Genomic DNA, 22,400 nt, shown 5'->3' with positions numbered 1-22,400 from the left:
GACCCAGAGTGAGCCGCCCGCCATCTGTTTAGTTGTCGACCTGAAACTCACGTAACTTGGTGTACAGGTAGCGCACCTGGTCATACTCGAATGGGCTGTCGAGTGCACCATAGCGGAAGGGTGTCTGATAGCGCAGATCAATAGCCCATATACCCCAGGTTGCCTGATAGTCGTTCATGAAATCACGGTTGTTCATGTAGTTAACATTGTCTTCAATCGCCCAGTCCACGACTTTACCCGTGCCGTCGCGCAGCGATGAAGGGCCGAGAAACGGGATCACCAGATAGGGGCCAGGCGGCACGCCGTAAACGCCGAGTGTTTGTCCAAAGTCCTCTGGTTGCTGCGGTAGGCCCATACTGTTGGCCACATCAAAAATCCCGCCAATCCCCAGAATACTGTTGAACAACAGCCTTGCTGTGGTCTCTGCACTGCGCTGGAACTTACCCTGCAGCAGGCTATTTCCAAGGTGAGGAATGTCTTTCAAGTTATTGAAAAAATTGGAAACGCCTTTTCGCGCGACCTTGGGTGTAGCCCACACATAGGTGCGTACAACCGGCAGATAAACATGCTGGTCGAATTGTGCGTTAAAGCGATAAATACGACGGTTCATACCTTCCAGCGGGTCTTGCACATTCAGTGCGCGAAGACTCGAGCGCTCGAATTGGTAGCGCGTTTCACTCTTATCAATATCCAGTTCATCAAGCGGATCATGGTAAGCAGGGAAGTCGAGCTCATGCCCGCTGTCACTGTAATTGACGTACTCGTTTGGCGCGTCGGCCAGGACGGTGCCGGTGAAAAAAATACAGCCGAACAGGCCGCTTATCCAATAGACCGGGTTCATTGTGCGTCTCCCTGCAGAAAGTCCATATAACGTTCGGCAACCTGCGGATAGTCGAGATTACCGCCATGTCCTCCGTGCGGATAAAGGTAGGCACGCTCACCGAAGGTGTCGGCCAAAAATCTGTAGTCGTTTTGGGTCAATATAAGGTCATCAGCGTTGCTGACTGCGGCGATGTTGGGACTGTCGTGCAGGAAAGCCTGCAAGCTGCGCAAACTGGTTTCGTAGGCCATCTCGTCGATGGTGCGCCCGGCATTCAGTGCCTCCCACGCTGGCCACAGCTGGGTATTGATGTAGCAGGAGAAATCACAAAACAACGCGCGGCGCAGGTAAGGCGTCAGTGAGGTGCTGACCTTCAATTCCTTATCGGCTGGTACGTAGCGTCCGCCGTGATTGATCAGATCGCTCATAAAGCTCAGATCCGCTGCTGAGAAGCGAAACACGGCGCCAACCAGCATGGCGAGCTCTGGATCTGACAGCGCCTCGGGTGAGTTCTGTATTTCATAGAACAGGTTGGCTTGAATATCGCTGTTGCCGCGCTGCGCAAAGTGGCGTGAGAGCTTTTGGAAAATATGCTCGTAGAAGCTGTCGTTGTCGCTTACGCCGGGGATACGGGTGTAGGACAAATCGTCGAGCCGGCCTACCGAGGCGTAAAGATCGACCGGTGGATTGAGCAGCAGCACCTTGCTGAAGTTGAACTGCCCCAAATGGGTATCAAGCTCGGCAACGAAGGCGGCATTCAACGCGCCCAAGCTGAAGCCGGCCAAGCGATACTCGGTGACTTCGAAGCCCTTTTCATCTTGCGCCTTATCCAAGGCCATACTCATGGCAGTATGCAGGTCACGCGCGTCCTCAGCGCCCATCCCCGGCATGCCGCTATTGGACGCTGCTGCGATAAAGTCATGATTGGTCGGCGAAGACAAGACAATAACGTGCATGCCAGCTTGCCAGAATAGTCGCTTGAGATAGTCCATACGCGAGCTGTCGTAGCCAGAGCCGGTGCCAGCAATCAGAAAGATAAGCGGTGCGGGCTCATCATGCCAGGCGACACGGAAATGCAGATCGCGGTAATTGGACAGCGCGGGCGGCAGTTTTCTGTCCGGTAACACACGAACGGCAAGATCCCCCTGCTGAACGTCGACCTCATCAGGAACAGGTACTTTAAGTTCATTCGGAGTGCCGGCAACCGTAGCCATAAAAGGGTTGGTTTCAGGGTAGTCAAATTGTTCAGCCTGAGCCGTGAAGGCGATGGCAAAAAGCAATCCGGTGCAAATTCGTATCGTCTTTCGGGGCATAATGGCGATCGTCTACTTTTCCTGAGGAGTCGCTGCAATATACCCCCAAAAGGGGGTTAAAGTTCCATTTTTGCGGGCTGCAAGATTTTTGACTACGGACGAAAATACGCTATCAGCGCCTGTTCTCGAGGCTTTTACTGAACACTCTCTCAGGCCTGAAGAATCGGCGAGAGCGGCTGCAACGCTGTTTGTTTGCGACGCTCATGGCGCTTCCATATCTTCTCGTGAAAGTAGAACGCAACGGTATTCACCGCTGGCTCTACCAATGCGACAGCGCCACCCAGCAATACGCTACCCGTCATCAAGTACACCACGCCAAAGGCGATGGAGAAGTGCATGCAGGCAAAGGTCATGGTTTTCAACATGGGACACCTCAGATAAACAACTAAATAGTAATGATTCGTAATTGCATATATTAGCGTTTCGAATGGATGACGCAAGCGCGAAAATCCCATAGCCTTGATAGGCAAGCTCAATTGCCTTGTTCCTGCGCGCCGTTGCCGTTTCTATCAGCAATGGGTATCACGCGATCAGTGACTTGGTTGCTGCCCAATTCCGCTATGCTGGTAGTTCGGCACCCTGGGTGTCGCGGTCGTCTGATTTGTCAGTGACGCCAGCAAAAGACAGGACTGCATATGGATTTCAAGGATTATTACAGCGTACTCGGTGTGGATCGTCAGGCCGACGACAAGGCGATCAAGACGGCCTACCGTAAGTTGGCCAGGCAGTATCATCCGGATGTCAGTAAGCATCCTGAGGCGGAAGAAAAGTTCAAGGAAGTTGCTGAGGCCTATGAAGTACTGCACGACGCCAATAAGCGTGCGGAATACGATGACCTCTGCCAGGCTCGAGAGCAGCGCCAGCGTTATCAAGGTAACGCTGATGCCGGTTATGGCGGTGGCGGCCAGTCGGACGCTGATTTTGCCGACTTTTTCAGCTCCATGTTCGGCGGAGCAGGTGGAGGTGGTTTTGGCCGAGGCGCGGCGGATCCCTTTGCCCGCAAGGGCCAGGATGTTGAGATCGAACTGCCGGTGTTTCTAGAAGAAACGCTGGCCGAGATCAGCAAGCCGGTCAGTTTCAACCTGCAGTACGTTGATGAACGCGGTCAGCCGCAGGTGTTACAGAAATCGCTGAAGGTCAAGATTCCCGCCGGCGTTGCGGATGGCGAGCGGATTCGACTCAAGGGCCAGGGATCACCCGGCATGGGCCAGGCGCCGGCAGGTGATCTTTATCTGCATATTCGATTGGTCCCGCATCCTATGTTTGATGTGGAAGGGCGTAACCTGATTCTGACGGTACCCTTGGCCCCTTGGGAAGCGGCGCTGGGCGCCAAGGTAACGGTACCTACCCTGAGCGGTAAAATTCAGCTGACGATCAAGCCAAACAGCCAGAGCGGGCAGCGGTTGCGAATCAAGGGTAAGGGTCTGACTGGAAAACAGGGCAGTGGTGATCTTTTTGCCGTGCTCAAGGTGGTCATGCCGCAGCAGCACAATGAGCGTATGCAGCAGCTCTGGACCGAGCTGGCAGAGCAAGCGGCATTCGACCCCAGGGCCGACTGGAGCAAAGAATCATGAGCAGCGTATACGTAAGTTTTGACGAGCTTTGCCAGTGCGTGAGCATTAGTGAAGCGCAGATAGTCGATCTGGTTGAGCAGGGCGTGCTCCGGCCTGAAGCGGGCGTCCGGCGGGAGGAGTGGCGTTTTAGCCATATTGCCATGAGCCTGGTTAGCAAGGCTGATCGCTTGCATCATCAACTGGCGGTCGAGTGGTCCGATATGCCGTTGGTGCTGGAGATGCTTGATGAGTTGAATGAACTAAGAGCTGAAAACGCTATGCTCAAGCAGCGTCTTGACCGGTTTTTGCACGACGAGGGATAAACGCTCGGCACTGCCCTGACCGGCCAGCCACTATTATAGCGGTCAGGGCAGTGCTATCGCGTTAGTCAAAGTCGAATTCGGTCAGCTCACGCTGCAGGCGGCGTTCCTCGAGGTAATTGTCGATCAAGCGACGTTTGGTAAGGCTCGCCTTGGAATTGGGCGCGCTGTCGGTATCTGGGGTGTCGTCCTCTTCGATGAAGTCATCATCGTCCAGTTCGATATCGGTTTTCGCTTTAGCCATGACTCAACTCCACAATGAAGATGCCATTTGCGCACCTTATAAACGGAGTAGGGGTTTTGCGGAAATAGTTTTTTTTTATTAAAAAAGCAAAAAGACCTCAAACCTTCAGTCCGAGGTCTTCTCTTTGTAGTCGCACAGGTCTTCGATGCGGCAGCTACCGCACTGCGGCGTGCGTGCTTTGCAGACGTATCTGCCGTGCAGAATCAACCAGTGATGAGCGTCTACCAGGAACTCCCTGGGCACATGGCGCATCAGCTTTTTTTCCACTTCGAGCACGTTTTTCCCCGGCGCAATACCGGTGCGATTGCTGACGCGAAAAATATGCGTATCCACTGCCATAGCAGGGTGACCAAAGGCGGTATTGAGGACTACATTGGCTGTTTTGCGTCCCACGCCAGGTAGCGCCTCCAGCGCCTCCCGGTCGTCGGGAACTTCACTGTGGTGCAGCTCAATCAGCATTTTGCAGGCGGCGATTACGTTGCGTGCCTTGCTGTTGAACAGGCCAATCGTCTTGATGTACTCGGATAGGCCGTCAACCCCCAGCGCGTAGATCGCCTCTGGCGTATTGGCGACCGGAAAGAGCTTGGCGGTGGCCTTGTTGACGCCGACATCGGTTGCCTGCGCCGAGAGGGTGACGGCGACCAGCAGTTCGAACGGCGAGCTGAAGTTAAGCTCGGTCGTCGGGTGCGGGTTGTCTTCACGCAGGCGGCGGAAGATCTCAAAGCGTTTTTCCTTGTTCATAGCCTGCTTGCCGCCTTAGCTGATGGTGCCGGTAACCCGCACGCGCTTGCTGCCAGCGGCTGGTTTGCTAATGCGCGCTTCCGCACGCGCCTTGACCTTGGCGTCGATCACATTCTTCAGCGCGATCAACAGACCCATGAACAGAAAGGCGCCGGGCGGCAAAATAACAAAAAGCACATCGGTGTAATTCGCGAAGATAACCAGTTTCCAGTTTGCCGCTATTGGCCCCAGCAGCAGATCCATGCCCGCGAACAGGGTGCCATGGCCTACCAGCTCGCGCAGACCACCCAATACGACCAATACCAATGCAAAGCCCAGGCTCATCATGAAACCGTCGACCAGCGACGGCAGAATGGGATTTTTTGACGCAAAGGCATCGGCGCGGCCCAGGATCACGCAGTTAGTGACGATCAGCGGAATAAAGATGCCGAGTATCTGATACAGCTCGTAGGTGAATGCCTGCATCAAGAGCTCAATACAGGTAGTCAGCGCGGCGATAATCATCACAAAGGCAGGCAGGCGCACGGCATCGGTTACGGCGCTGCGGATCAGCGACACCGCCAGGTTGGAGCCGGTTAGTACCAGCATGGTCGCCAGCCCTAGCCCCAGCGCGTTGACCACTGAACTACTGACGCCCAGCAGCGGGCATAGCCCGAGCAGTTGTACCAGGCCCGGATTGTTATGCCATAGGCCATCAGCGGTTATCTCGGAGAGCGTTTTAGTTGCCATTGTCGGGCTCCTCAGCGGGCAGTTGCAGCAGGCTGCGCCGGTGTTCTGCAAAGTATTCCAGGCTTTGGTAAACCGCCTTGACCACGGCCCGCGGGGTAATAGTCGCGCCGGTAAACTGGTCGAACTTACCGCCGTCTTTTTTCACCGCCCAGTTCTCGGGTACCGGCATGCTCAAGCTTTTACCCTTGAACTCCAGTACCCACTGACTTTTGCCAATCTCGATCTTGTCGCCCAGTCCGGGCGTCTCACGGTGATTGACGGCGCGCACGCCAGCCACGGAGCCGTCAGCATAGATACCGACCAACAGATCAATACGGCCACTGTAACCCTCGGGCGCGACGACCGGCAGTATCACCGCGACGACCTTGCCGTCTCGTTTGGCGCGATAGGCGTCATGGGCAGCGCCAAGGCGCAGATGGGGATAATCATCAACGCTGAAGCTGTCGGCGAGCAGATCGTTATCGTGCTGCTCGTGCGGAAGAATCTCGTTCAGGGCGCTCAGCTGCACCCGGCGTTGGGCTTCGCTGATGCGTTCGGCGGTGCCCTGTTGGGTAATTGCGATCATACCGACGGTTGCCATAGCGAACAGTCCGAGAATGATGCTGTTGCGCAATACCGAGCTGCGGGTAGTGGTTGGATTATCCATGCTCAGTCCGTTTTGCCCATGCCGCGCTTGGCCTTGCGATGACCATAGGTGCGGGGGGTGCTGTAGTAGTCAATGGTCGGCGCAGCCAGGTTCATCAGTAGCACCGCGAAGGCGACTGCGTCGGGGTAGCCACCCCAGGCGCGAATGCAATACACCAGAATCCCCACGCCAGCACCGAAGATCAGGCGGCCCTGTTTACTGGTGGCGCCGGAGACCGGGTCAGTGACGACAAAGAAGGCGCCAAGCATGCTGGCCCCGCTGAGCAAATGAAACAGCGGTGAGCCATTGGAGTCTGAACCGCTGCCATTCCAGAACAGCAGACTCATGATGGCCAGCGCACCCAACATGCCGACCGGCGCATGCCAGGTATAAATTCGCTTGTAGAGCAGGGCAATGCCGCCAGCCAGATAAGCCAGGCTGACCCATTCCCAGCCATGTCCGGCCAAGCTACCGAATACCGGCTTGCTCGCTTGCAACTCCGCCATGGTCAGGCTGGCATTGGTTTTAACCACATCCAGAGGCGTGGCGAGGGTCCAGCCGTCGATGGCCTGGGTCGCGGGCAAGAAGATACGCGCCAGCCCATCAAACAAGCCCAGGGTGGCCTGGACATTGGGCAGTACCGCTTCAATGCCGCGCCAGGCGGGCCAACTGGTCATTTCTACCGGAAAAGATACCAGTACCACTGCGTAACCCAGCATGGCCGGATTGAACGGGTTCTGACCAAGGCCGCCGTACAATTGCTTGCCGAAGATAATGGCAAAGGCGGTGGCAACCAGGGTCAACCACCAGGGCGCATAGGACGGCAGCGCAAGGGCCAGCAGCCAGGCAGTCACCAGCGCGCTGCCGTCGCGCAGATAGAAACTGATTGGGCGTTTACGAACCCACAGGATCAGGCTTTCCACCGCAAGCGCAACCAGGCTGGCAAAGCAGATATTGATCAGGGTGCCAAAACCGAAAAACCAGGTCATGGCCAGCACGCCGGGCAGGGTTGCCGCCAATACCCAGAGCATAATGGTCTGGGTGTGGTTGTTGCCCTTGGCGTGCGGCGATGTCATACGAACCAGCGCCATCAGTTGGTCTCCTTGCTAGCCATATATTCGGCGAAGGCTTTGGCTGCCGCGTCGAGTTTGGCGCGGGTAGCCGTGAGCTGGTCCTGTGCCGGGGCGGTGTCGGTTTCGGCATCTATAGCGGCCTGCAGCTCTCGCTCGGCCCGCTTGAAATCAGCTTTAGTGGTGGCCAGGTTGGTTTTCAGCTCGCGCAGGGTTTCGTCCACCGGCTTCTTGTCGACCTTGTTGCGCTCGGGGGGCGGAATCGGGCTGTTGCTTTCGGCCTCATGCAGCGCTTTTTCAGCGGCGTTGAAAACCTGCTGTTGAGCTGCAAGCTGCGCTTTCAGATCCTCGTCATCAGGGGAGCTATCGATTTCTCGCTCGGTCTTCTTCACCGCTGCGCGCGCCATGGCCAGATCCAGCTTGGCTTTTTTCAGATTCTCGTCGATGGGCTTTTTCGAGGTCGCGGCGGCAGGCACGCGGGCATAAGCTGCTTCGGCTTCTGAGCGCAATTTGTCGATTTCTGCTTGCTGCTCTGCGCTCGGGGAATCACCGGCTGCGCGCTCGGCCTTCTTCAGGTTGGCGCGCAGCATTGCAGCCTCGATTTTAAGCTTCTTGGCATCATCGCCTCCGGCAGCGGGCTCAGCCGCAGGCTGGGTGGCAAGGTCGCCCTGTACTTGGTCGAACGCTGTCTGAGCATCGCGCGCGGCTTGTTCCAGAGTCGGGATTTGCGCTTGCAAGTCGGTGTTGTCCGGGTTGGCTGCCAGTTGTTTTTGCGCTTTCTTCAGCGCCATCTGTGCGGTGGCGGCGGCAATCTTGGCTTGCTTCTGTTCTGGACTCAGGCCGCTGGGTTTTTGCGCTTGCAGGCGGGCGACATCGGGTTCTACCGAGCTATCATTTTCCGTTGCGCTAGGCTTGGCCGCCTCGGCTTCCTTGGCGGCTTTCAATCGTGCTGCTTTTTCGGCGCGAGCCTGACGGTCACGTTCTTTTTGTTCGGCTTCACGCTGCAGGCGTTCCTGGCGGTGCTCAAAGCGTTGCTTGGAGTGATCAGATTTGTGCTGCTGCAGATCCAGCGCACGGATATCAGACTTGGCTGCGCGGTAGTACTGCACCAGCGGGATACTGCTGGGGCAAACGTAAGAGCAAGCGCCGCACTCAATGCAGTCAAACAAATTCTGCCGCTTGAGCTGATCGTACTCTTTGCCCAATGCAAAAAAGTGCAGCTGCTGCGGCAGTAGCTCTGCTGGGCATGCCTCGGCGCATAAGCCGCAGCGAATGCATGGCTGAGCCGGTGGCGGCGGAGGTAATTCCTCCTGGGTGCCAGCCAGCAGGCAGTTGCTGGTTTTAATGATGGGCGCAGCCATGCTTTGCAGGGTGAAGCCCATCATGGGGCCGCCCATCACTAGCCGATACAGGCGCTCAGGCTGCAACCCGGCAAATTCAAGCAGGTGGCTGATGCGCGTACCAATCAAGGCTTCCACGTTGGTGGGGTGACTGAGTGCGTCGCCGGTCAGGGTGGTAATGCGCTTGATCAGCGGCTGGCCCAGCAATACGGCATCGTGGATCGCCAGCAGGGTGCCTATGTTTTGGCAGACCATGCCGATGTCGGCGGGCAGGCCGCCACTGGGCACCTCTTTACCTGTCAGTATCTGGATCAGTTGCTTCTCACCGCCAGAGGGGTATTTGGTCGGGAAGACCACGACCTGCATGCTGTCGCGCGTGCCAACGGCCTTGCGCATCGCTGCGATGGCCTCTGGCTTGTTGTCCTCAATGCCGATCAACACCTGCTCTGGGTGCAGAATATGCTGAAGTATCTCGATACCCGCAACGATCTGCTCGGCGTGGTAACGCATGGCACTGTCGTCGGCCGTGATGTAAGGCTCACACTCGGTGCCATTAACGATCAGCGTATGAATTTTCTGCTCGGGGCGCGCCTTGAGTTTGACCGAGGTCGGGAAGCCCGCACCGCCCAGGCCGCTGATGCCTGCCTGACGGATAACTTCCAGCAGGGTCGCGGGCTCCAGGCTCTGGTAATCACTCATTGGGCTGAGTTCACACCACTGATCCTGGCCATCCACGTCAAGAGTAATAGCCCATTCCTCAAGGCCTGAGGCGTGCGGGTAGGGCGCGGGCCCAATCGCGGTCACTGTGCCGGAGGTGGGCGCATGCAGCGGGCAACTGATCATCCCGCTGGCCTCGGCAATCAGTTGGCCCTTGAGTACCCGCTCGCCGATTTCGACCGTCGGTTCGGCGCGAGCACCCAGATGCTGTTGCAGCGGCAGGATCAACTGGCTGGGTAGCGGCACCGATTCGATACCGTGCGCGGTCGACTGGTGCTTGTTCTCTTCCGGGTGAATACCGCCGGGAATATCCCAGATACGGATGGGGCTGGCAGCGGTCATCAGGCGGCCCCTCGCTGGGCGTCGGTGGCAATAACGGCGGGGCCGGGCAGTGGGAAGTCCCACTTCCAGTTTTGTGGTGTAGTCGGCAACGGCAGCATGTCGATACAGTCAACCGGACAGGGCTCAACGCAGAGGTCGCAACCAGTGCATTCATCGGTGATCACCGTATGCATTTGCTTGGCCGCGCCGAGAATCGCATCGACCGGGCAGGCCTGAATGCATTTGGTGCAGCCAATGCATTCGGCTTCACGGATGTAGGCAACCATCTTGGGCTTTTCTTCGCCGTGCTCGGCATCCAGCGGCAATACCTCGACGTCGAGCAGATCAGCCAGCGCCTGAATGGTCGATTCGCCGCCGGGCGGGCACTTGTTGATTGGCTCGCCGTTGGCAATGCCTTCGGCGTAAGGCTTGCAACCCGGATGGCCGCATTGGCCGCACTGGGTTTGTGGCAGCAGTTCGTTGATCTGGTCAACGATGGGATCGCCCTCGACCTTGAAGCGAATGGCGGCGTAACCCAGGATGGCGCCGAATATCAGCGCCAGGCCCAGCAGTACCAAGACAGCAGTGAGAATCATCGACATGCTTACAACCTTATCAAGCCGGTGAAGCCCATAAAGGCAAGGGACATCAGGCCTGCTGTGATCATGCCGATGGCGGCGCCGCGAAAGGGCGTGGGCACGTCGGCAATGGCGATGCGCTCACGCAGGCCGGCAAACAGAATCAGGATCATTGAGAAGCCAATTGCCGCGCCCAGACCGTAAGTCGCCGATTTCATAAAGGTCTGTTCGGCGCGGTTAGTGTTCAGCAGAGCGACGCCCAGTACCGCGCAGTTGGTGGTGATCAGCGGCAGAAAGATACCCAGGACGCGGTACAGCAGGGGGCTGGTCTTGTGCACCACCATCTCGGTGAACTGCACCACCACCGCGATCACCAGAATGAAGGAAATGGTGCGCAGAAATTCCAGGTCCAGCGGGACCAGAATGTACTGAAACGTCAGGTAGCTGAGGATGGAGGCCAGCGTGAGCACGAAGGTGGTCGCCGCCGACATACCAATGGCGGTTTCCAGCTTGCCGGAGACGCCCATAAACGGACAAAGGCCGAGAAACTGCACCAGCACAAAGTTGTTGACCAGAATGGTACTGACCAGAATGAGGGCAAATTCAGCCATGTTCCCCAACCCCATGTTTGGAATGCTCGGCGAGCCGCTCTAATGGCAGCTGCGCCTGATTCCGGCTAATCCGGGCGGTCTGCAGACCGCCTCTGTTTATGCTTATCGCACTATTGAATTACTTGACGCGCTGCCCTGGCTTGGCGCCTTCATCGGGGCTCAGCAGGAAGATATCTTCGCCACCGGGGCCCGCTGCCAGCACCATGCCTTCCGATACGCCAAACTTCATCTTGCGCGGCGCCAGGTTGGCAACGTACAGGGTATGGCGGCCTTCCAGTTTGCTCGGGTCAGGATAGGCGCTCTTGATGCCCGAGAACACGTTGCGCTTGGCGTCGCCGATATCCAGCGACAGGCGCAGCAGCTTATCGGCACCCTCAACGAACTCGGCCTTCTCGATCAGGGCTACGCGCAGGTCAACGGCGGCGAAGGCATCAAACTTGATCTCGGCTTCCAGCGGCTCTTTCGTCAGCTCGCCGTTGCCCGCAGGCGCAGCCGTGGCTTCGGCCGCGGCGAGGTCTTCCTTGGAGGCATCGATCATGGCTTCAATTTTAGCCGGTTCAATGCGTGCCATCAGCGGCTTGAAGGCGTTCAGCTGATGATCGGCCAGCAGATTCTGGTGATCGTCCCAGCGCAGCGGTGCGACATTCAGGAAGGCCTCAGCGTCGTCAGCCAGATGCGGTAGTACCGGCTTGAGGAAGATGATCAATTGGCGGAACAGGTTCACGCCGAGCGAGCAGATGGCCTGTACTTCGTCTTGTTTGCCTTCCTGCTTGTTCAGCGACCAGGGCGCCTTGTCTGCAATCCAGGCATTGGCCTTGTCAGCCAGGCCCATGATTTCGCGCATGGCGCGGGAGAAATCGCGCTTCTCGTAGGCGTCGGCAATCAGCGGTGCGCCAGCGGTAAAAGCCGCAGTCAGTTCAGGGGCTGGGTTGGCATCGACCATCACGCCAGCATTGCCCTTTTGAATAAAGCCCGCGCAACGACTGGCGATGTTTACCACCTTGCCGACCAGGTCGGAGTTGACCTTCTGAATAAAGTCGTCGAGATTCAGGTCAAGGTCTTCTACGCCACGGCCCAGCTTGGCCGCGTAGTAGTAACGCAGGTATTCCGGGGACAGATGATCCAGATAAGTACGGGCCTTGATAAAGGTGCCGCGCGACTTGGACATCTTCTGCCCGTTCACCGTCAGGTAGCCGTGTACGTTGACTGCCGTAGGCTTGCGGAAACCTGCACCTTCCAGCATGGCCGGCCAGAACAGGGTGTGGAAGTTAACGATGTCCTTGCCGATAAAGTGATACAGCTCGGCGCTGGAATCGGCATTCCAGAAAGCATCAAAACTCAGTTCAGGGCGACGCTCGCACAGGTTCTTGAAGCTGGCCATGTAGCCAATGGGCGCGTCCAGCCAGACGTAAAAATACTTGCCGGGCTCGTCAGGGATCTCGAAGCCGAAGTAGGGCGCATCACGGCTGATATCCCACTCGTGCAGGCCGCTGTCGAGCCACTCGGCGATCTTGTTGGCAACTGCTTCCTGCAGCGTGCCGCTGCGCGTCCACTGCTTGAGCATGTCGCTGAAGTCTTGCAGACGGAAGAAGAAGTGCTTGGAATCCTTCAATACTGGCGTGGCGCCCGAGATAGCAGAGCGCGGGTCTTTCAGCTCGGTCGGCTCGTACGTGGCACCGCATTTCTCGCAGTTGTCGCCGTACTGGTCTTCTGCGCTGCACTTGGGGCAGGTGCCCTTGATGAAGCGATCGGCCAGAAACATCTTTTTCTCTGGATCGAAATACTGCGTCACTGAACGCGTGCTGATGTGGCCTGCGTCTTTCAAGCGGCCATAGATCAGCTCGGAGAAGTATTTGTTCTCCTGCGAATGAGTCGAGTGATAATTGTCGAAGTTGACCAAAAAGTCGGCAAAGTCAGCGGTGTGCTCGGCCTTGACGTTGTCGATCAACTGCTCAGAGGTAATCCCTTCCTTCTCGGCGCGCAACATGATGGCGGAGCCATGGGCATCATCGGCGCAGACGTAAACTGCCTGATTACCGCGCAGTTTCTGGAAGCGAACCCAGATGTCAGTCTGAATGTACTCAAGCATGTGCCCCAGATGGATCGAACCGTTGGCATAGGGCAGGGCGCTGGTAACGAGGATCTGGCGAGATGGGGCGTTGCTGGACATGGGTTCTCGGCTTCTGTTGGATAGACGGAATAAAGCCGGACATGATACCTGTTTGGCGCGCGGGGGTCATCAGGCAGCGCCAGAGAAGGCGCCCATAATGACATCAGATACCGCCAATCTGTTCTGTAAAGCAAGTTGGCAACTGTACCTTGCTGGTGATGGGTGCTGGCGGTATAAGAAGCCCTCGCCACAGGATGCTTTTTACATGACCACCGCACAGCAAATTGATTCGCATGCCGAGCACCCCGCCAGTCGCCGTGAGTGGCTGGGTTTGGCTGTGCTGGTGCTACCAACGCTGCTACTGGCGTTGGACATGACGGTGTTGCATCTGGCGGCGCCTCGGCTGAGTGCCGACCTGCAACCAAGTAGCTCAGAGTTACTGTGGATTCTGGATATATACGGCTTCATGGTTGCCGGCTTTTTGATCACCATGGGCACGCTGGGCGATCGCATCGGCCGTCGGCGCTTGCTGCTAGCCGGCGCGCTGGCATTCGGCGTGGCATCGGTGGCGGCTGCGTTCGCAAGTTCTGCTACTTCCTTGATTATCACCCGTGCTTTGTTGGGCATCGCAGGCGCGACCTTGATGCCGTCTACCCTGTCCTTGATTCGCAACATGTTTCATGTCGAGCGCGAGCGCACGCTGGCTATTACGGTGTGGATGACAGGGTTTATTGTTGGGAGTGCCATAGGCCCACTGGTGGGCGGCGTGATGCTTGAGTTTTTCTGGTGGGGCTCGGTGTTTTTGCTTGGCGTGCCGGTGATGGCATTGCTGCTGTTGGTGGGGCCGTTTTTATTGCCCGAGTGCCGGGACGAGAACGCAGGGCGGTTGGATGTGGTCAGCGCGCTGCTATGCATTGTGGCGCTGCTGTTGGTGATTTATGGGCTTAAGGATACTGCTCGCGATGGGCTCAATCTGGGGGCATTGCTCGCCGTAGTACTAGGTCTAGTGGTGGGTACTGTGTTTACCCGTCGTCAACGCCGATTGCCCGATCCCATGCTGGATTTGACGCTCTTTAGTCGGCGCGCCTTTACGGTGTCTATTTTTGCCATGCTGATGGCTATTTTTGCGCTTTCCGGCGCCTGGTTGATGATTTTCCAATACCTGCAAGGGGTTGCTGGCTTGAGCGCACTGGAAGCCGGGCTGGTCATGTTGCCCGCGGCTATTTTGCAAACGGCTGCTTCACTGGTGGTGCCCAGCTTGTCACGCAAGCTAAAGCCCTCTGTGTTCACGAGTCTTGGTTTGTGCGTATCGGTTATTGGATTTTGTGTCTTGCTGCTGGTGCAGGGTCGCGACGGCGTCGCGTTGATGGCGCTGGGTACCATGCTGCTTGGTGTGGGTATCATGCCGGTGATGATTATGGGTACCGATCTTGTGGTGAGCTCGGTACCGCCGGCCAAAGCGGGCGCGGCGGCTGCAACCTCAGAGACCGCTGCCGAACTGGGCATGGCGTTGGGTATCGCGGTTATTGGTAGCGTCGGCGCGGTCATCTATCAGCAGTACATGGCGGCGCGGCTGCCTGACGGTCTGACGCCTGAACAGGTAGAGATTGCCAGCGATACCCTGGGCGGCGCGCTTGCGGTGATCAAGCAGCTACCACCCGACACCGCGCAAGCGCTGTTGATCGTAGTGCAGGACGGCTTTGCCTCGGCTCTGCATGTTAATTCGCTGATCGGCGCGGTCATCATGGCCAGTGCCGCAGTGCTGACGGCAACATGTCTGCGTCAAGTCAGGCTGGAAGGCTAGCTGCCCGTTGCTTGAGTGTCAGACCTGAAGCGGTTTCATACTTGAGGGGTTGTAGTTGCCGTGCAACCCCGATAGTTTTCCAGGATCGTTTTCTAGTCTGCTCGCTCAAATAACAACGGACACTACATGCCTAACGAACACACTCCCTATACGCTTTATGGCTCGCCGCATTCACTGTATACCGGCAAGGCGCGCTGTTATCTGCGTAATCAGGGCATTGACTATGTTGAAGTGTCGCCGTCGCACCCGGACTTTGCCACCCGCATTCTGCCGCAGATCGGTCGGGGCATCATACCGGTGCTGGAAACGCCAGACGGCCGCGTGATTCAGGACACCATCGATATCATCGACTTTTTTGAGGGGCAGGGCGTCCCTTATCCGGCATACCCGAGTACACCGTTGCAGCATAGTCTGGCGGTGATCATTGAGTATTACGGTGGTCAGGCGATGCTCAAGCAGGCGATGCACTATCGCTGGTCCTACCGCGAGCAGCAGGAAGCCTTTCTGCGCCATGCCTTTGCAAGTAGTTCAGGCGCCGTCATGGCAGAGAAAATCATGGGGCGAATGAACTCCTATCTGCCGCGTCTGGGCGTCAATCCTGACAGCGTTGCCTTGATCGAGCAGTCCTTTGAGACGCTGCTGGATTTACTCGACGCGCATTTTGCCGAGTTGCCTTATCTATTGGGTGGTCGTCCTTCCATTGCCGATTACGGCCTGATCGGCCCGATGTTTGCGCATTTGGGGCGTGATCCGGTGCCTGCTGGCATCATGAAGAAACGTGCGCCAAGAGTGTACCGCTGGGTAGAGCGCATGACGGCACCTGGACTGGATTTAGTCGATTATCCCGACTGCCTGGCTGAATTCTGGCCGCATGACGAGATACCGCCAACGCTGGAGCCTGTATTGCGGCATATCGCGGCAGATATATTCCCCGAGTTGACGGATAAGCTCGCCTTTCTTGATGCCTGGGTAGCGCGCCGGCAGCCAGCGCAGGGTGAGCCGGTTACCGACAAGCCACAGGTGCGGCAGGTCGGACTGGTTGAAACTGAATATCAGGGTGCCCCCGTCGAAGTCGGCGTCGAGCCTTATCTGCTATTTGTGCTGCAGCGCGCGGCAGATCTACTGGCAACGCTCCCGTCAGCGCATGCGCAGGTAGTCATGGCGCAATTGCAGCAACTGGGGCTGGCCGCTGCGATCCCTGCGGTCAGTAGCTACAGGGTAGAGCGCAGCAATAACATCGAAGTATGGGCGCTGCCGACAACGGGGTGATCAGCGCTGTGAAATAGGTCAGTGCTCGGGCTGACTGTCTTGTTGCTGGCTAGCGACATAGCGCTGATAGGCGGCATCCAGGTTGTCGGCAATCTGCTGAGCGTCAGGGTTGCGCCGTGATACGACAAATACTAGCGGCCATTCGCCGAGCTTATCGCAATGGGTTTGTTGCAATGGGTAGTTTGCCAGACTTTCCTGCATTGGATGGCCGTAGCTGATCAGGTACTCAGCACGGCCGGTCGCCAGCAATTGCATGGCGGCCGTATGGTCCGGCGCTACAATCGGTTGGTGGGCTGCTCGATCGAAGACGGCTTTTAGTTGGCCGCGATATGTGTAGCCACGGATTAGCACCAGCTGTTTATCTATCAAGTCTTCAGTGCTGGTGAGCGGTGTACTGCCTGAGAACGAAAAAGCGCACAACTTCACGTTGTAATCCAGTGGCTTGGATTCCAGGGTGAAATCGGCTAGTGCTGGCACGTGCTGCGAACCGGGCCAGAGGTCAATATTACCGTTACTCAGGCTGCGGTAGATTCGATTGATCGGATAATTGATCCAGTGGATTCGATAGCCACTATCCGCTGCCAGCTCGTTGGTCAGTTCAATGATGCTGCCTCGGGCGTTGCCCTGTTCATCGGTGTAGGCCATCGGCGGGAAGGTAAGGTAAGCGGCGTTGAGCAGCGGTAAGGGTTCCTCGGCGCTGACGGAAGTCGGGTAGCCCAGTATGAAAAACAAGATGGCTATCGCTGGAAACTGAGGACCAAGCTTAAGCAATTGATACATCGTCATATTATTATTTTTTATTGGTTTGTGTTCAGGGCAGCGAATCAAGACTAGCCGGGTTTTTGAGTCGGGTCGAGAGCGCGCGGTTTACAGGCGTACTTTTAATGGTTGAAGCGCCCGCGGATAAGGAAAATATTCGTACCGATTTTCGCGCGCAAGTTCGACGCTGTTGAGCATGATCGGGGGCTAAGCGAGCTTGAGTCTCACCTGAGTTTACCGCTCAAGGCGCCGGCGCGTGCCGGGGCTCAGCCGGACTTGGCGCTGGCTTGAGGTGCAAGGTTAGTGGTGTAATGTCATCCGCATCAGCATCTAGCTCCTCGCAAGAGGGGATAATCCGACGCCACACTACAAGCAGGCGTCGTTTTTTTATGTTTACTGAGCAGCTGTTGCTTGCCCAAGTGGCATCGCTGGGTTCTCAGGCTTGAGTCGATAATGAGCGTTACTTCTGGTATCCGGTTGTAAAGGCTATTTTGATCCTGTCTGCGATAGCAGAGAACATGCTGAGCTTACCTAAGACTAGGGATCGTATTTTGACCAATAATGATATTTTGCGCCGTATCCGTTACACCTTCGACATCAAAGACGCCGCCATGGCAGATATTTTCTCTTTGGCGGATGTTGAGGTTTCCCAAGAGCAAGTTACTCACTGGCTGAAAAAAGAAGAAGACACAGCGTTCGTTAAGTTGAGCGACAAAGAGTTGGCTGTTTTTCTTAATGGGTTTATCAACTTCAAGCGCGGCAAGCGTGAAGGCGCGCAGCCAGTGCCGGAAGATCGTTTGAATAATAATATGGTGTTCCAAAAGCTGCGCATTGCGCTTAATTTAAAGGCTGAGGATATTCTTGATATTTTTCAATTAGTTGAGTTTCGTCTGAGCAGTCATGAGTTGAGTGCTTTCTTTCGTAAGCCAGGTAATAAGAATTACCGCGAATGCAAAGACCAGATTTTGCGCAACTTCTTGCTAGGCGTTCAATATCAACTGCGTCCCCAGGACAAGCAAATAGACTCCGAGTTGGAATGAGCTGAAGGTGCGGTGAATATGAAGTCTAACGGCGAGATTATTGCGCGACTGCGCGAGCAGATTCCGACCTTCGAGTGCGTGCCAGGTTGCCATGACTGCTGCGGTCCGGTAACGACTTCTTCTGAAGAAATGTCGCGCCTGCCGGTGAAGTCCGACGCCGAGCATGACGCCGCGCTGAATGAACTTAACTGCGTACATCTAGGGCCGCACGGTTGCGAAGTTTACGCAGAGCGGCCCCTGATCTGCCGGCTGTTTGGTACCACGCCGCGTATGCCTTGCCCCAATGATCGTCGGCCCGAAACCATGATTGATCAAAAAGTAGAGCGCCAAGTGCATCATTACATCGCCAATACGCGGCAAGTGCTGGTGTAAGTAGATAAAACGTCATTTTACTGCAACATCTGGAGCGTTTTTCGCTCCCGTTACGGCCGCACAGATACCGGCTGAAATGAACAAAGCCATGCCTTTAGGGAAATAAGCAACCAGTTGCGCGGTGGTAACAGTGACGGGTTAGCTAGCGCCCTCGTAGAGCAGGTCAACGCGCGGCCGTTCAGGTCGCGCGCCTACCGGGTTACTTGACTGAATCCAGAATAGGGCTCAGATAGGGTTTGTGTTCATCAATGTCTGCACGGGTAAGGCCGTTCATCTCATAGGGGAATACGAGCCAGTCTTCGGTGGTATGCAGGCAAAAGTCGGGCTTGACTGCGGTCTGGCCTGCGCCCAGCCGCTGATAGAGGGTGGCAATACGCGTATCTTTGGGCATGTTGCGCTTCAACTGGCCGCTGAGTTTTTCCAGCACTGCGGCCATGCTGTGACCGGTACCAAAGGCGTCATCGACAATCAGCAGGCGATCATCCTGGTTGATGTTGTCGAGCAGGTAGTGGGTGCCGTGCACGCGAATCTCTGACTGGGGCGAGGCGATCATGGTGTCGTAGTGCTCCATGCCTCGGTACGAGGTGCGCAGTGCGATGTGATCGGTTTTTACACCCAGCGTCTGCAGGCATTCCTGTACGTAAATACCCACGGCGCTGCCGCCGCGCCATAAGCCGACGATGAAGTTTGGGCGAAAACCGCTCTCAAAAACCTGTACGCCAAGGCGGAAGGCATCTTCAATAAGCTGGTTCTCGTCGAGGAAACGGCGAGTGCGAGTGGGTTTTTGTGTGGCGCTGGGCTGGGTCATGGCTTGCCAGAAGGCTCCGTCAGGTGGGAATATGTCGCGAATTCTCAAACGCTAACGGTCTTATGGCTGATAAACAATACCTCAGTGCACAAAGTCTGCTCGAAGATGCTTTTCATCTTGGCGCGCAGATCCTGAATTCGGACTTTCGTCCGACCTTTATTATTGCTGTGTGGCGCGGTGGCGTACCCATGGGCATAGCGGTGCAGGAGTTCCTCGACTACCACGGAGTGCATACTGACAACATTGCTATCCGCACGTCGTCGTACCACGGCATTGACCAGCAAAGCCGTGAAGTCCGTGTGCATGGCCTGAATTATCTGGTCAAGCATGTGACCCATCAAGACTCACTGCTGATTGTTGATGATGTGTTTGATACCGGTCGATCGGTTGAGGCCATCATCCAGGAACTGAAGAACAAGGCGCGGCTGAATACGCCCCATGATATTCGCGTGGCGGTGCCGTATTACAAGCCTAGCCGCAACGAGGTGGAGTGGGAACCGCATTTTTACCTGCACAGCACAGATGCCTGGCTAAAATATCCGCATTCACTCGAAGGCTTAACGGCTGATGAGATCGCGGCCAACCGCCCAGCGCTATATGAAATTCTAAAACCGCATCTGAAGTGAGCAGCTAGCTCGAAGGCTATTTTTCCGGGTTGCTGATGTAACCGTCCTGGCCACGAATAAAGGCGCTGTACTCAGACGAGTTGTAGATGGTCAGGCAGGCAATCATGGGGTTTTTACGTCCTTGTGATTGAGTCTGGGCATCGGTATTTGGGTAAGCCTCGACGATGAAGTCCTCAGTGGCTTGATAGGGATCGTGGGTCACGTCCAGGGTATCTTCGTCTTGCTGTATAAAGTGCGCCCCCCTGCCCATGTAGTGATAGGCACCGCTCGCAGCGGCCAAGTCGTCATCGAGTTGCTTGCTATCCTGGTATGCAGCGTCCAGACAGTGCACAAAACCATAGTTTTTAAGAGACGTTCTGGCTTGCTCTATGGTGGCTGCAAAAACTGAGGGTTGGGTCGCGATCATAGCGACAAATATAAATCCGCTGATAGTTAACTTTTTCACTACTTTAGCTCCCAGTACAGAATGTGTTTAGGCGAGACTGCAGGGCTGTCGAAGGCATGGCTCTGAGGGTTCTGGTAATCACTGTCATCGCCGGTGGCAACGCCATCCCAGAGCGTGACATGGCCCGACGCATCACTCCAGCCTTGAACCTCAATGACAATCAAACCCTTCAGGCCGTTTAGTTGATCGTGCTCTGATGGAGCAAGGGTCTTGTCTGGCGCTCCCCAATTATGGCGGACGAAATTGATTACATCGTTGACCCGCAGAATATAAGGCAGGCCATCTGCACCTTTGGCGCGATATATATTGGTGCCCTGGATGATGGTGCCTTTGGGTATGACGTACCCGCCGTAGTTAAAGCCGCGACTCATGCGCAGAGCGCAGGCGTTGGTGTAGTCCGCGGGCCTTGCTTGTCTTAGCTCGGCTACGTTTCCGCCAACCAAATCGTAAACTTGCTGATAATCCTTCATGCCTACTTCGGAGTAAGCGCGCCACAGTGCTTCGAATTCAGGACGGTTGATCTGTATTTCGGTGCTGGCGCCGCCAGCTGAGGCGGTGAGAGTAGTCATTCAAATACGTCCTTGTAGGTGCACACCATGCGATTTCAAGGCGTTTTGAATGCAGACCTTGCCATTGGCATCAACGACGCCTTGTAGCCTTTGCGAGCTGGCACCTTCCAGGGTTATTTCCAATGTTTCGCCTGGTTGGTAGCCCACTGTCTCGGCATGTAGGTTCATATCAGTATAAAAGCGGGACGCGTTTTGCAGCGGCGTCTGCTTATCGCCGTGACTCCAGTAAATCCGGGTAACCGATTTTTTGGAAGCGCCGGGTGAGCGTAAAGCGGTTTGAGAGTTTTGCTGTGCAGACCCCTGGCTACCTATGCTGATGGTGCCCTCGGCGATCAATACGTTTGAATGTGGCGGGCAGCCGCAAGCAATATAGTCGCCCGCTCTTGCCGCCAGGCCAGCCGGCAGCATAACGCTACGCGGACCTACGGGTATGATTTCACCGATACCTTTTTTGCAAGCGGGGCAGGTCGCCTTATGGCCTATGGAGCTGGCGACCAGGCCATCGAATTGAAGTCCTGTGTTGCCTTCGACGACAACACCGCCAGTTGAGGTTTTTGAGCCAATACCGATTCTTAACATGCAGATGCCCACTGATTGCAGTGACTGTGGATACGTGGTGAGAGTTGATTTCGGTTTATACGCGCATTGTCTTATAGCGAAAAGGACGGGACTAAAAATCTGTAGAGGGTGTCACGGTCAGTTTAATATTAAGGCTGTTTGCTCGCGCACTGCGAAGCCAGGCCAATAAACCAAAAGCTGCACTGGAGTGGAGTGCACTCAAAACGTGGTTTTTTGGCATGTTGAATTGTTTTTGGGGGCTGGCACTAGCGCTGAAGTGGTGCTGATACAGTGGGTACCCATCGCCGGTGTGCCTGCTGCTGGGATGGCAGTGGCACACCGACTGGGGCGCCGCTCAGACCTTGAACTGACGCACCAAAGTACCGAGTCGGTCACCCAGGTCAGACAGGCTACGTGCCGTATTTGCGCCCTGACGAGTCTCTTCGGCGACGCTCTCTACCGCCATCGCGATCTGATGCACGCTACGATTAATCTCTTCTGCTACTGCCGTTTGTTCCTCTGCGGCACTGGCAATCTGCGCGTTCATCGAATTAATGGTGCCGATCAGGCCGGCAATGGCATCAAGTGAGGTACCTGCCTTGTTTGCATGCTCGCTGGTCAGTTCGCCGCTGTCACTCGACTGGCGCATGGACTTGATCGCGCTTTCTGTCCCTTGCAGCAGGCGGTCTGTCATGCTCTGGATCTCTTCGGTACTGGTCTGGGTGCGGCTGGCCAGCGCGCGCACCTCGTCCGCTACCACGGCAAAGCCGCGACCTGCTTCACCGGCACGAGCAGCCTCAATGGCTGCGTTGAGCGCCAACAGGTTGGTCTGGTCTGCAATGGAGCGAATGACCCCCAATACGCTGACGATTGACTGAACATCTTCATTCAGTTTGTCGAGTGAATTGCCGCTTTCACGGATTTCCATAACCGTAAGCGCCTCTAAATCGACCCACTTGCCCTTAATCGAACTGGGCCACTTTTTTCACAACCGGCTCCAGTGCTGTATTCCATGGAAGCAACTGTTCCAGCTTCTCCAGAGTGTCAGCCTCAGCAAT

General features: G+C 56.1%; 24 protein-coding genes and 1 pseudogene. 7 read left to right on the top strand and 18 right to left on the bottom strand.

Annotated features, from left to right (window positions below; genetic code table 11):
- Positions 1 to 28: 28 nt before the first annotated feature.
- From EF096_RS16705 to EF096_RS16695, 3 genes are all read right to left on the bottom strand, one after another.
- Positions 29 to 841, bottom strand: coding sequence for an MlaA family lipoprotein (locus EF096_RS16705; RefSeq protein ID WP_123890938.1), 813 nt, complete (start codon positions 839 to 841; stop codon positions 29 to 31).
- Entirely contained in the window at positions 838 to 2,133 is a 1,296-nt protein-coding gene (locus tag EF096_RS16700; RefSeq protein WP_123890937.1) for a serine/threonine protein kinase, read from the bottom strand. Before EF096_RS16700 ends, EF096_RS16705 begins: the two co-directional genes overlap by 4 nt.
- Positions 2,134 to 2,282: 149 nt before the next feature.
- Positions 2,283 to 2,498 (bottom strand): DUF2061 domain-containing protein, encoded by a 216-nt coding sequence (locus EF096_RS16695; RefSeq protein WP_123890936.1) that lies wholly within the window; start codon positions 2,496 to 2,498, stop codon positions 2,283 to 2,285.
- A gap of 270 nt (positions 2,499 to 2,768) precedes the next feature.
- On the opposite strand from EF096_RS16695, the gene cbpA reads away from it, so the two are divergent.
- Positions 2,769 to 3,707 (top strand): curved DNA-binding protein, encoded by a 939-nt coding sequence (gene cbpA / locus EF096_RS16690; RefSeq protein ID WP_123890935.1) that lies wholly within the window; start codon positions 2,769 to 2,771, stop codon positions 3,705 to 3,707.
- On the top strand, positions 3,704 to 4,009 hold the full coding sequence (locus tag EF096_RS16685; RefSeq protein WP_123890934.1) for a chaperone modulator CbpM: 306 nt from the start codon (positions 3,704 to 3,706) through the stop codon (positions 4,007 to 4,009). Before cbpA ends, EF096_RS16685 begins: the two co-directional genes overlap by 4 nt.
- A 61-nt stretch (positions 4,010 to 4,070) precedes the next feature.
- Here EF096_RS16685 and EF096_RS16680 read toward each other — a convergent pair whose 3' ends face one another.
- The 9 genes from EF096_RS16680 to metG form a co-directional block, all read right to left on the bottom strand.
- Entirely contained in the window at positions 4,071 to 4,250 is a 180-nt protein-coding gene (locus EF096_RS16680; protein WP_123890933.1) for a PA3496 family putative envelope integrity protein, read from the bottom strand.
- Between the two features lie 105 nt (positions 4,251 to 4,355).
- Positions 4,356 to 4,991 (bottom strand): endonuclease III, encoded by a 636-nt coding sequence (gene nth / locus EF096_RS16675; RefSeq protein WP_123890932.1) that lies wholly within the window; start codon positions 4,989 to 4,991, stop codon positions 4,356 to 4,358.
- 15 nt (positions 4,992 to 5,006) lie between these two features.
- Positions 5,007 to 5,720: an electron transport complex subunit E gene (locus EF096_RS16670; RefSeq protein WP_123890931.1), complete on the bottom strand. Its 714-nt coding sequence runs from the start codon at positions 5,718 to 5,720 to the stop codon at positions 5,007 to 5,009.
- Positions 5,710 to 6,366, bottom strand: coding sequence for an electron transport complex subunit RsxG (gene rsxG / locus EF096_RS16665; protein ID WP_123890930.1), 657 nt, complete (start codon positions 6,364 to 6,366; stop codon positions 5,710 to 5,712). Before rsxG ends, EF096_RS16670 begins: the two co-directional genes overlap by 11 nt.
- Positions 6,367 to 6,368: 2 nt before the next feature.
- Complete coding sequence (gene rsxD, locus EF096_RS16660; RefSeq protein ID WP_123890929.1) at positions 6,369 to 7,436, bottom strand: electron transport complex subunit RsxD; 1,068 nt, start codon at positions 7,434 to 7,436, stop codon at positions 6,369 to 6,371.
- Positions 7,436 to 9,814 (bottom strand): electron transport complex subunit RsxC, encoded by a 2,379-nt coding sequence (gene rsxC / locus EF096_RS16655; protein WP_123890928.1) that lies wholly within the window; start codon positions 9,812 to 9,814, stop codon positions 7,436 to 7,438. The genes rsxD and rsxC overlap by 1 nt, the downstream gene beginning before the upstream one ends.
- The gene (gene rsxB / locus EF096_RS16650) at positions 9,814 to 10,395 is read right to left on the bottom strand and encodes an electron transport complex subunit RsxB (RefSeq protein WP_123890927.1); all 582 of its coding nucleotides are present in this window, start codon (positions 10,393 to 10,395) and stop codon (positions 9,814 to 9,816) included. The genes rsxC and rsxB overlap by 1 nt, the downstream gene beginning before the upstream one ends.
- Positions 10,396 to 10,397: 2 nt before the next feature.
- Positions 10,398 to 10,982, bottom strand: coding sequence for an electron transport complex subunit RsxA (gene rsxA / locus EF096_RS16645; protein ID WP_083726308.1), 585 nt, complete (start codon positions 10,980 to 10,982; stop codon positions 10,398 to 10,400).
- Positions 10,983 to 11,100: 118 nt separating this feature from the next.
- Positions 11,101 to 13,152 (bottom strand): methionine--tRNA ligase, encoded by a 2,052-nt coding sequence (gene metG, locus EF096_RS16640; protein WP_123890926.1) that lies wholly within the window; start codon positions 13,150 to 13,152, stop codon positions 11,101 to 11,103.
- Between metG and EF096_RS16635 the strand changes: the two genes are divergently transcribed.
- Together EF096_RS16635 and EF096_RS16630 are read left to right on the top strand one after the other, a co-directional pair.
- On the top strand, positions 13,151 to 14,896 hold the full coding sequence (locus tag EF096_RS16635) for an MFS transporter (RefSeq protein ID WP_456239108.1): 1,746 nt from the start codon (positions 13,151 to 13,153) through the stop codon (positions 14,894 to 14,896). The genes metG and EF096_RS16635 overlap by 2 nt on opposite strands.
- A 126-nt stretch (positions 14,897 to 15,022) precedes the next feature.
- A complete protein-coding gene (locus EF096_RS16630) occupies positions 15,023 to 16,165 on the top strand; it encodes a glutathione S-transferase family protein (RefSeq protein WP_123890924.1) in 1,143 nt (380 codons plus the stop codon).
- Positions 16,166 to 16,183: 18 nt separating this feature from the next.
- Here EF096_RS16630 and EF096_RS16625 read toward each other — a convergent pair whose 3' ends face one another.
- Positions 16,184 to 16,951, bottom strand: a complete 768-nt coding sequence (locus EF096_RS16625) for a substrate-binding periplasmic protein (protein WP_123890923.1) — start codon at positions 16,949 to 16,951, stop codon at positions 16,184 to 16,186.
- A 524-nt stretch (positions 16,952 to 17,475) separates the two neighbouring features.
- Between EF096_RS16625 and EF096_RS16620 the strand changes: the two genes are divergently transcribed.
- Together EF096_RS16620 and EF096_RS16615 are read left to right on the top strand one after the other, a co-directional pair.
- Positions 17,476 to 17,964: a YehS family protein gene (locus EF096_RS16620; protein WP_123890922.1), complete on the top strand. Its 489-nt coding sequence runs from the start codon at positions 17,476 to 17,478 to the stop codon at positions 17,962 to 17,964.
- 18 nt (positions 17,965 to 17,982) lie between these two features.
- Entirely contained in the window at positions 17,983 to 18,336 is a 354-nt protein-coding gene (locus tag EF096_RS16615) for a YkgJ family cysteine cluster protein (protein ID WP_123890921.1), read from the top strand.
- A gap of 199 nt (positions 18,337 to 18,535) precedes the next feature.
- On the opposite strand, the gene EF096_RS16610 is transcribed toward EF096_RS16615, so the two are convergent.
- Positions 18,536 to 19,144 (bottom strand): phosphoribosyltransferase, encoded by a 609-nt coding sequence (locus EF096_RS16610; RefSeq protein ID WP_123890920.1) that lies wholly within the window; start codon positions 19,142 to 19,144, stop codon positions 18,536 to 18,538.
- Between the two features lie 62 nt (positions 19,145 to 19,206).
- Between EF096_RS16610 and EF096_RS16605 the strand changes: the two genes are divergently transcribed.
- Entirely contained in the window at positions 19,207 to 19,770 is a 564-nt protein-coding gene (locus EF096_RS16605; protein WP_123890919.1) for a phosphoribosyltransferase, read from the top strand.
- 16 nt (positions 19,771 to 19,786) lie between these two features.
- Here the strand turns inward: EF096_RS16605 and EF096_RS16600 are convergent, their stop codons facing one another.
- The 4 genes and pseudogenes from EF096_RS16600 to EF096_RS16585 form a co-directional block, all read right to left on the bottom strand.
- Entirely contained in the window at positions 19,787 to 20,215 is a 429-nt protein-coding gene (locus tag EF096_RS16600) for a hypothetical protein (protein ID WP_123890918.1), read from the bottom strand.
- Positions 20,215 to 20,784 (bottom strand): type VI secretion system amidase effector protein Tae4, encoded by a 570-nt coding sequence (locus tag EF096_RS16595; RefSeq protein ID WP_123890917.1) that lies wholly within the window; start codon positions 20,782 to 20,784, stop codon positions 20,215 to 20,217. Before EF096_RS16595 ends, EF096_RS16600 begins: the two co-directional genes overlap by 1 nt.
- A complete protein-coding gene (locus EF096_RS16590; protein WP_123890916.1) occupies positions 20,785 to 21,363 on the bottom strand; it encodes a PAAR domain-containing protein in 579 nt (192 codons plus the stop codon).
- Between the two features lie 334 nt (positions 21,364 to 21,697).
- Positions 21,698 to 22,210, bottom strand: a pseudogene (locus EF096_RS16585) (methyl-accepting chemotaxis protein); the annotation flags it as partial.
- Positions 22,211 to 22,400: the final 190 nt, after the last annotated feature.

This window comes from Pseudomonas neustonica, assembly GCF_003797945.1.
GTDB classification, from domain to species: domain Bacteria; phylum Pseudomonadota; class Gammaproteobacteria; order Pseudomonadales; family Pseudomonadaceae; genus Halopseudomonas; species Halopseudomonas neustonica.
Note: the sequence above shows the minus strand (reverse complement) of the source record. Positions and strands in the feature narration are given on the sequence as shown.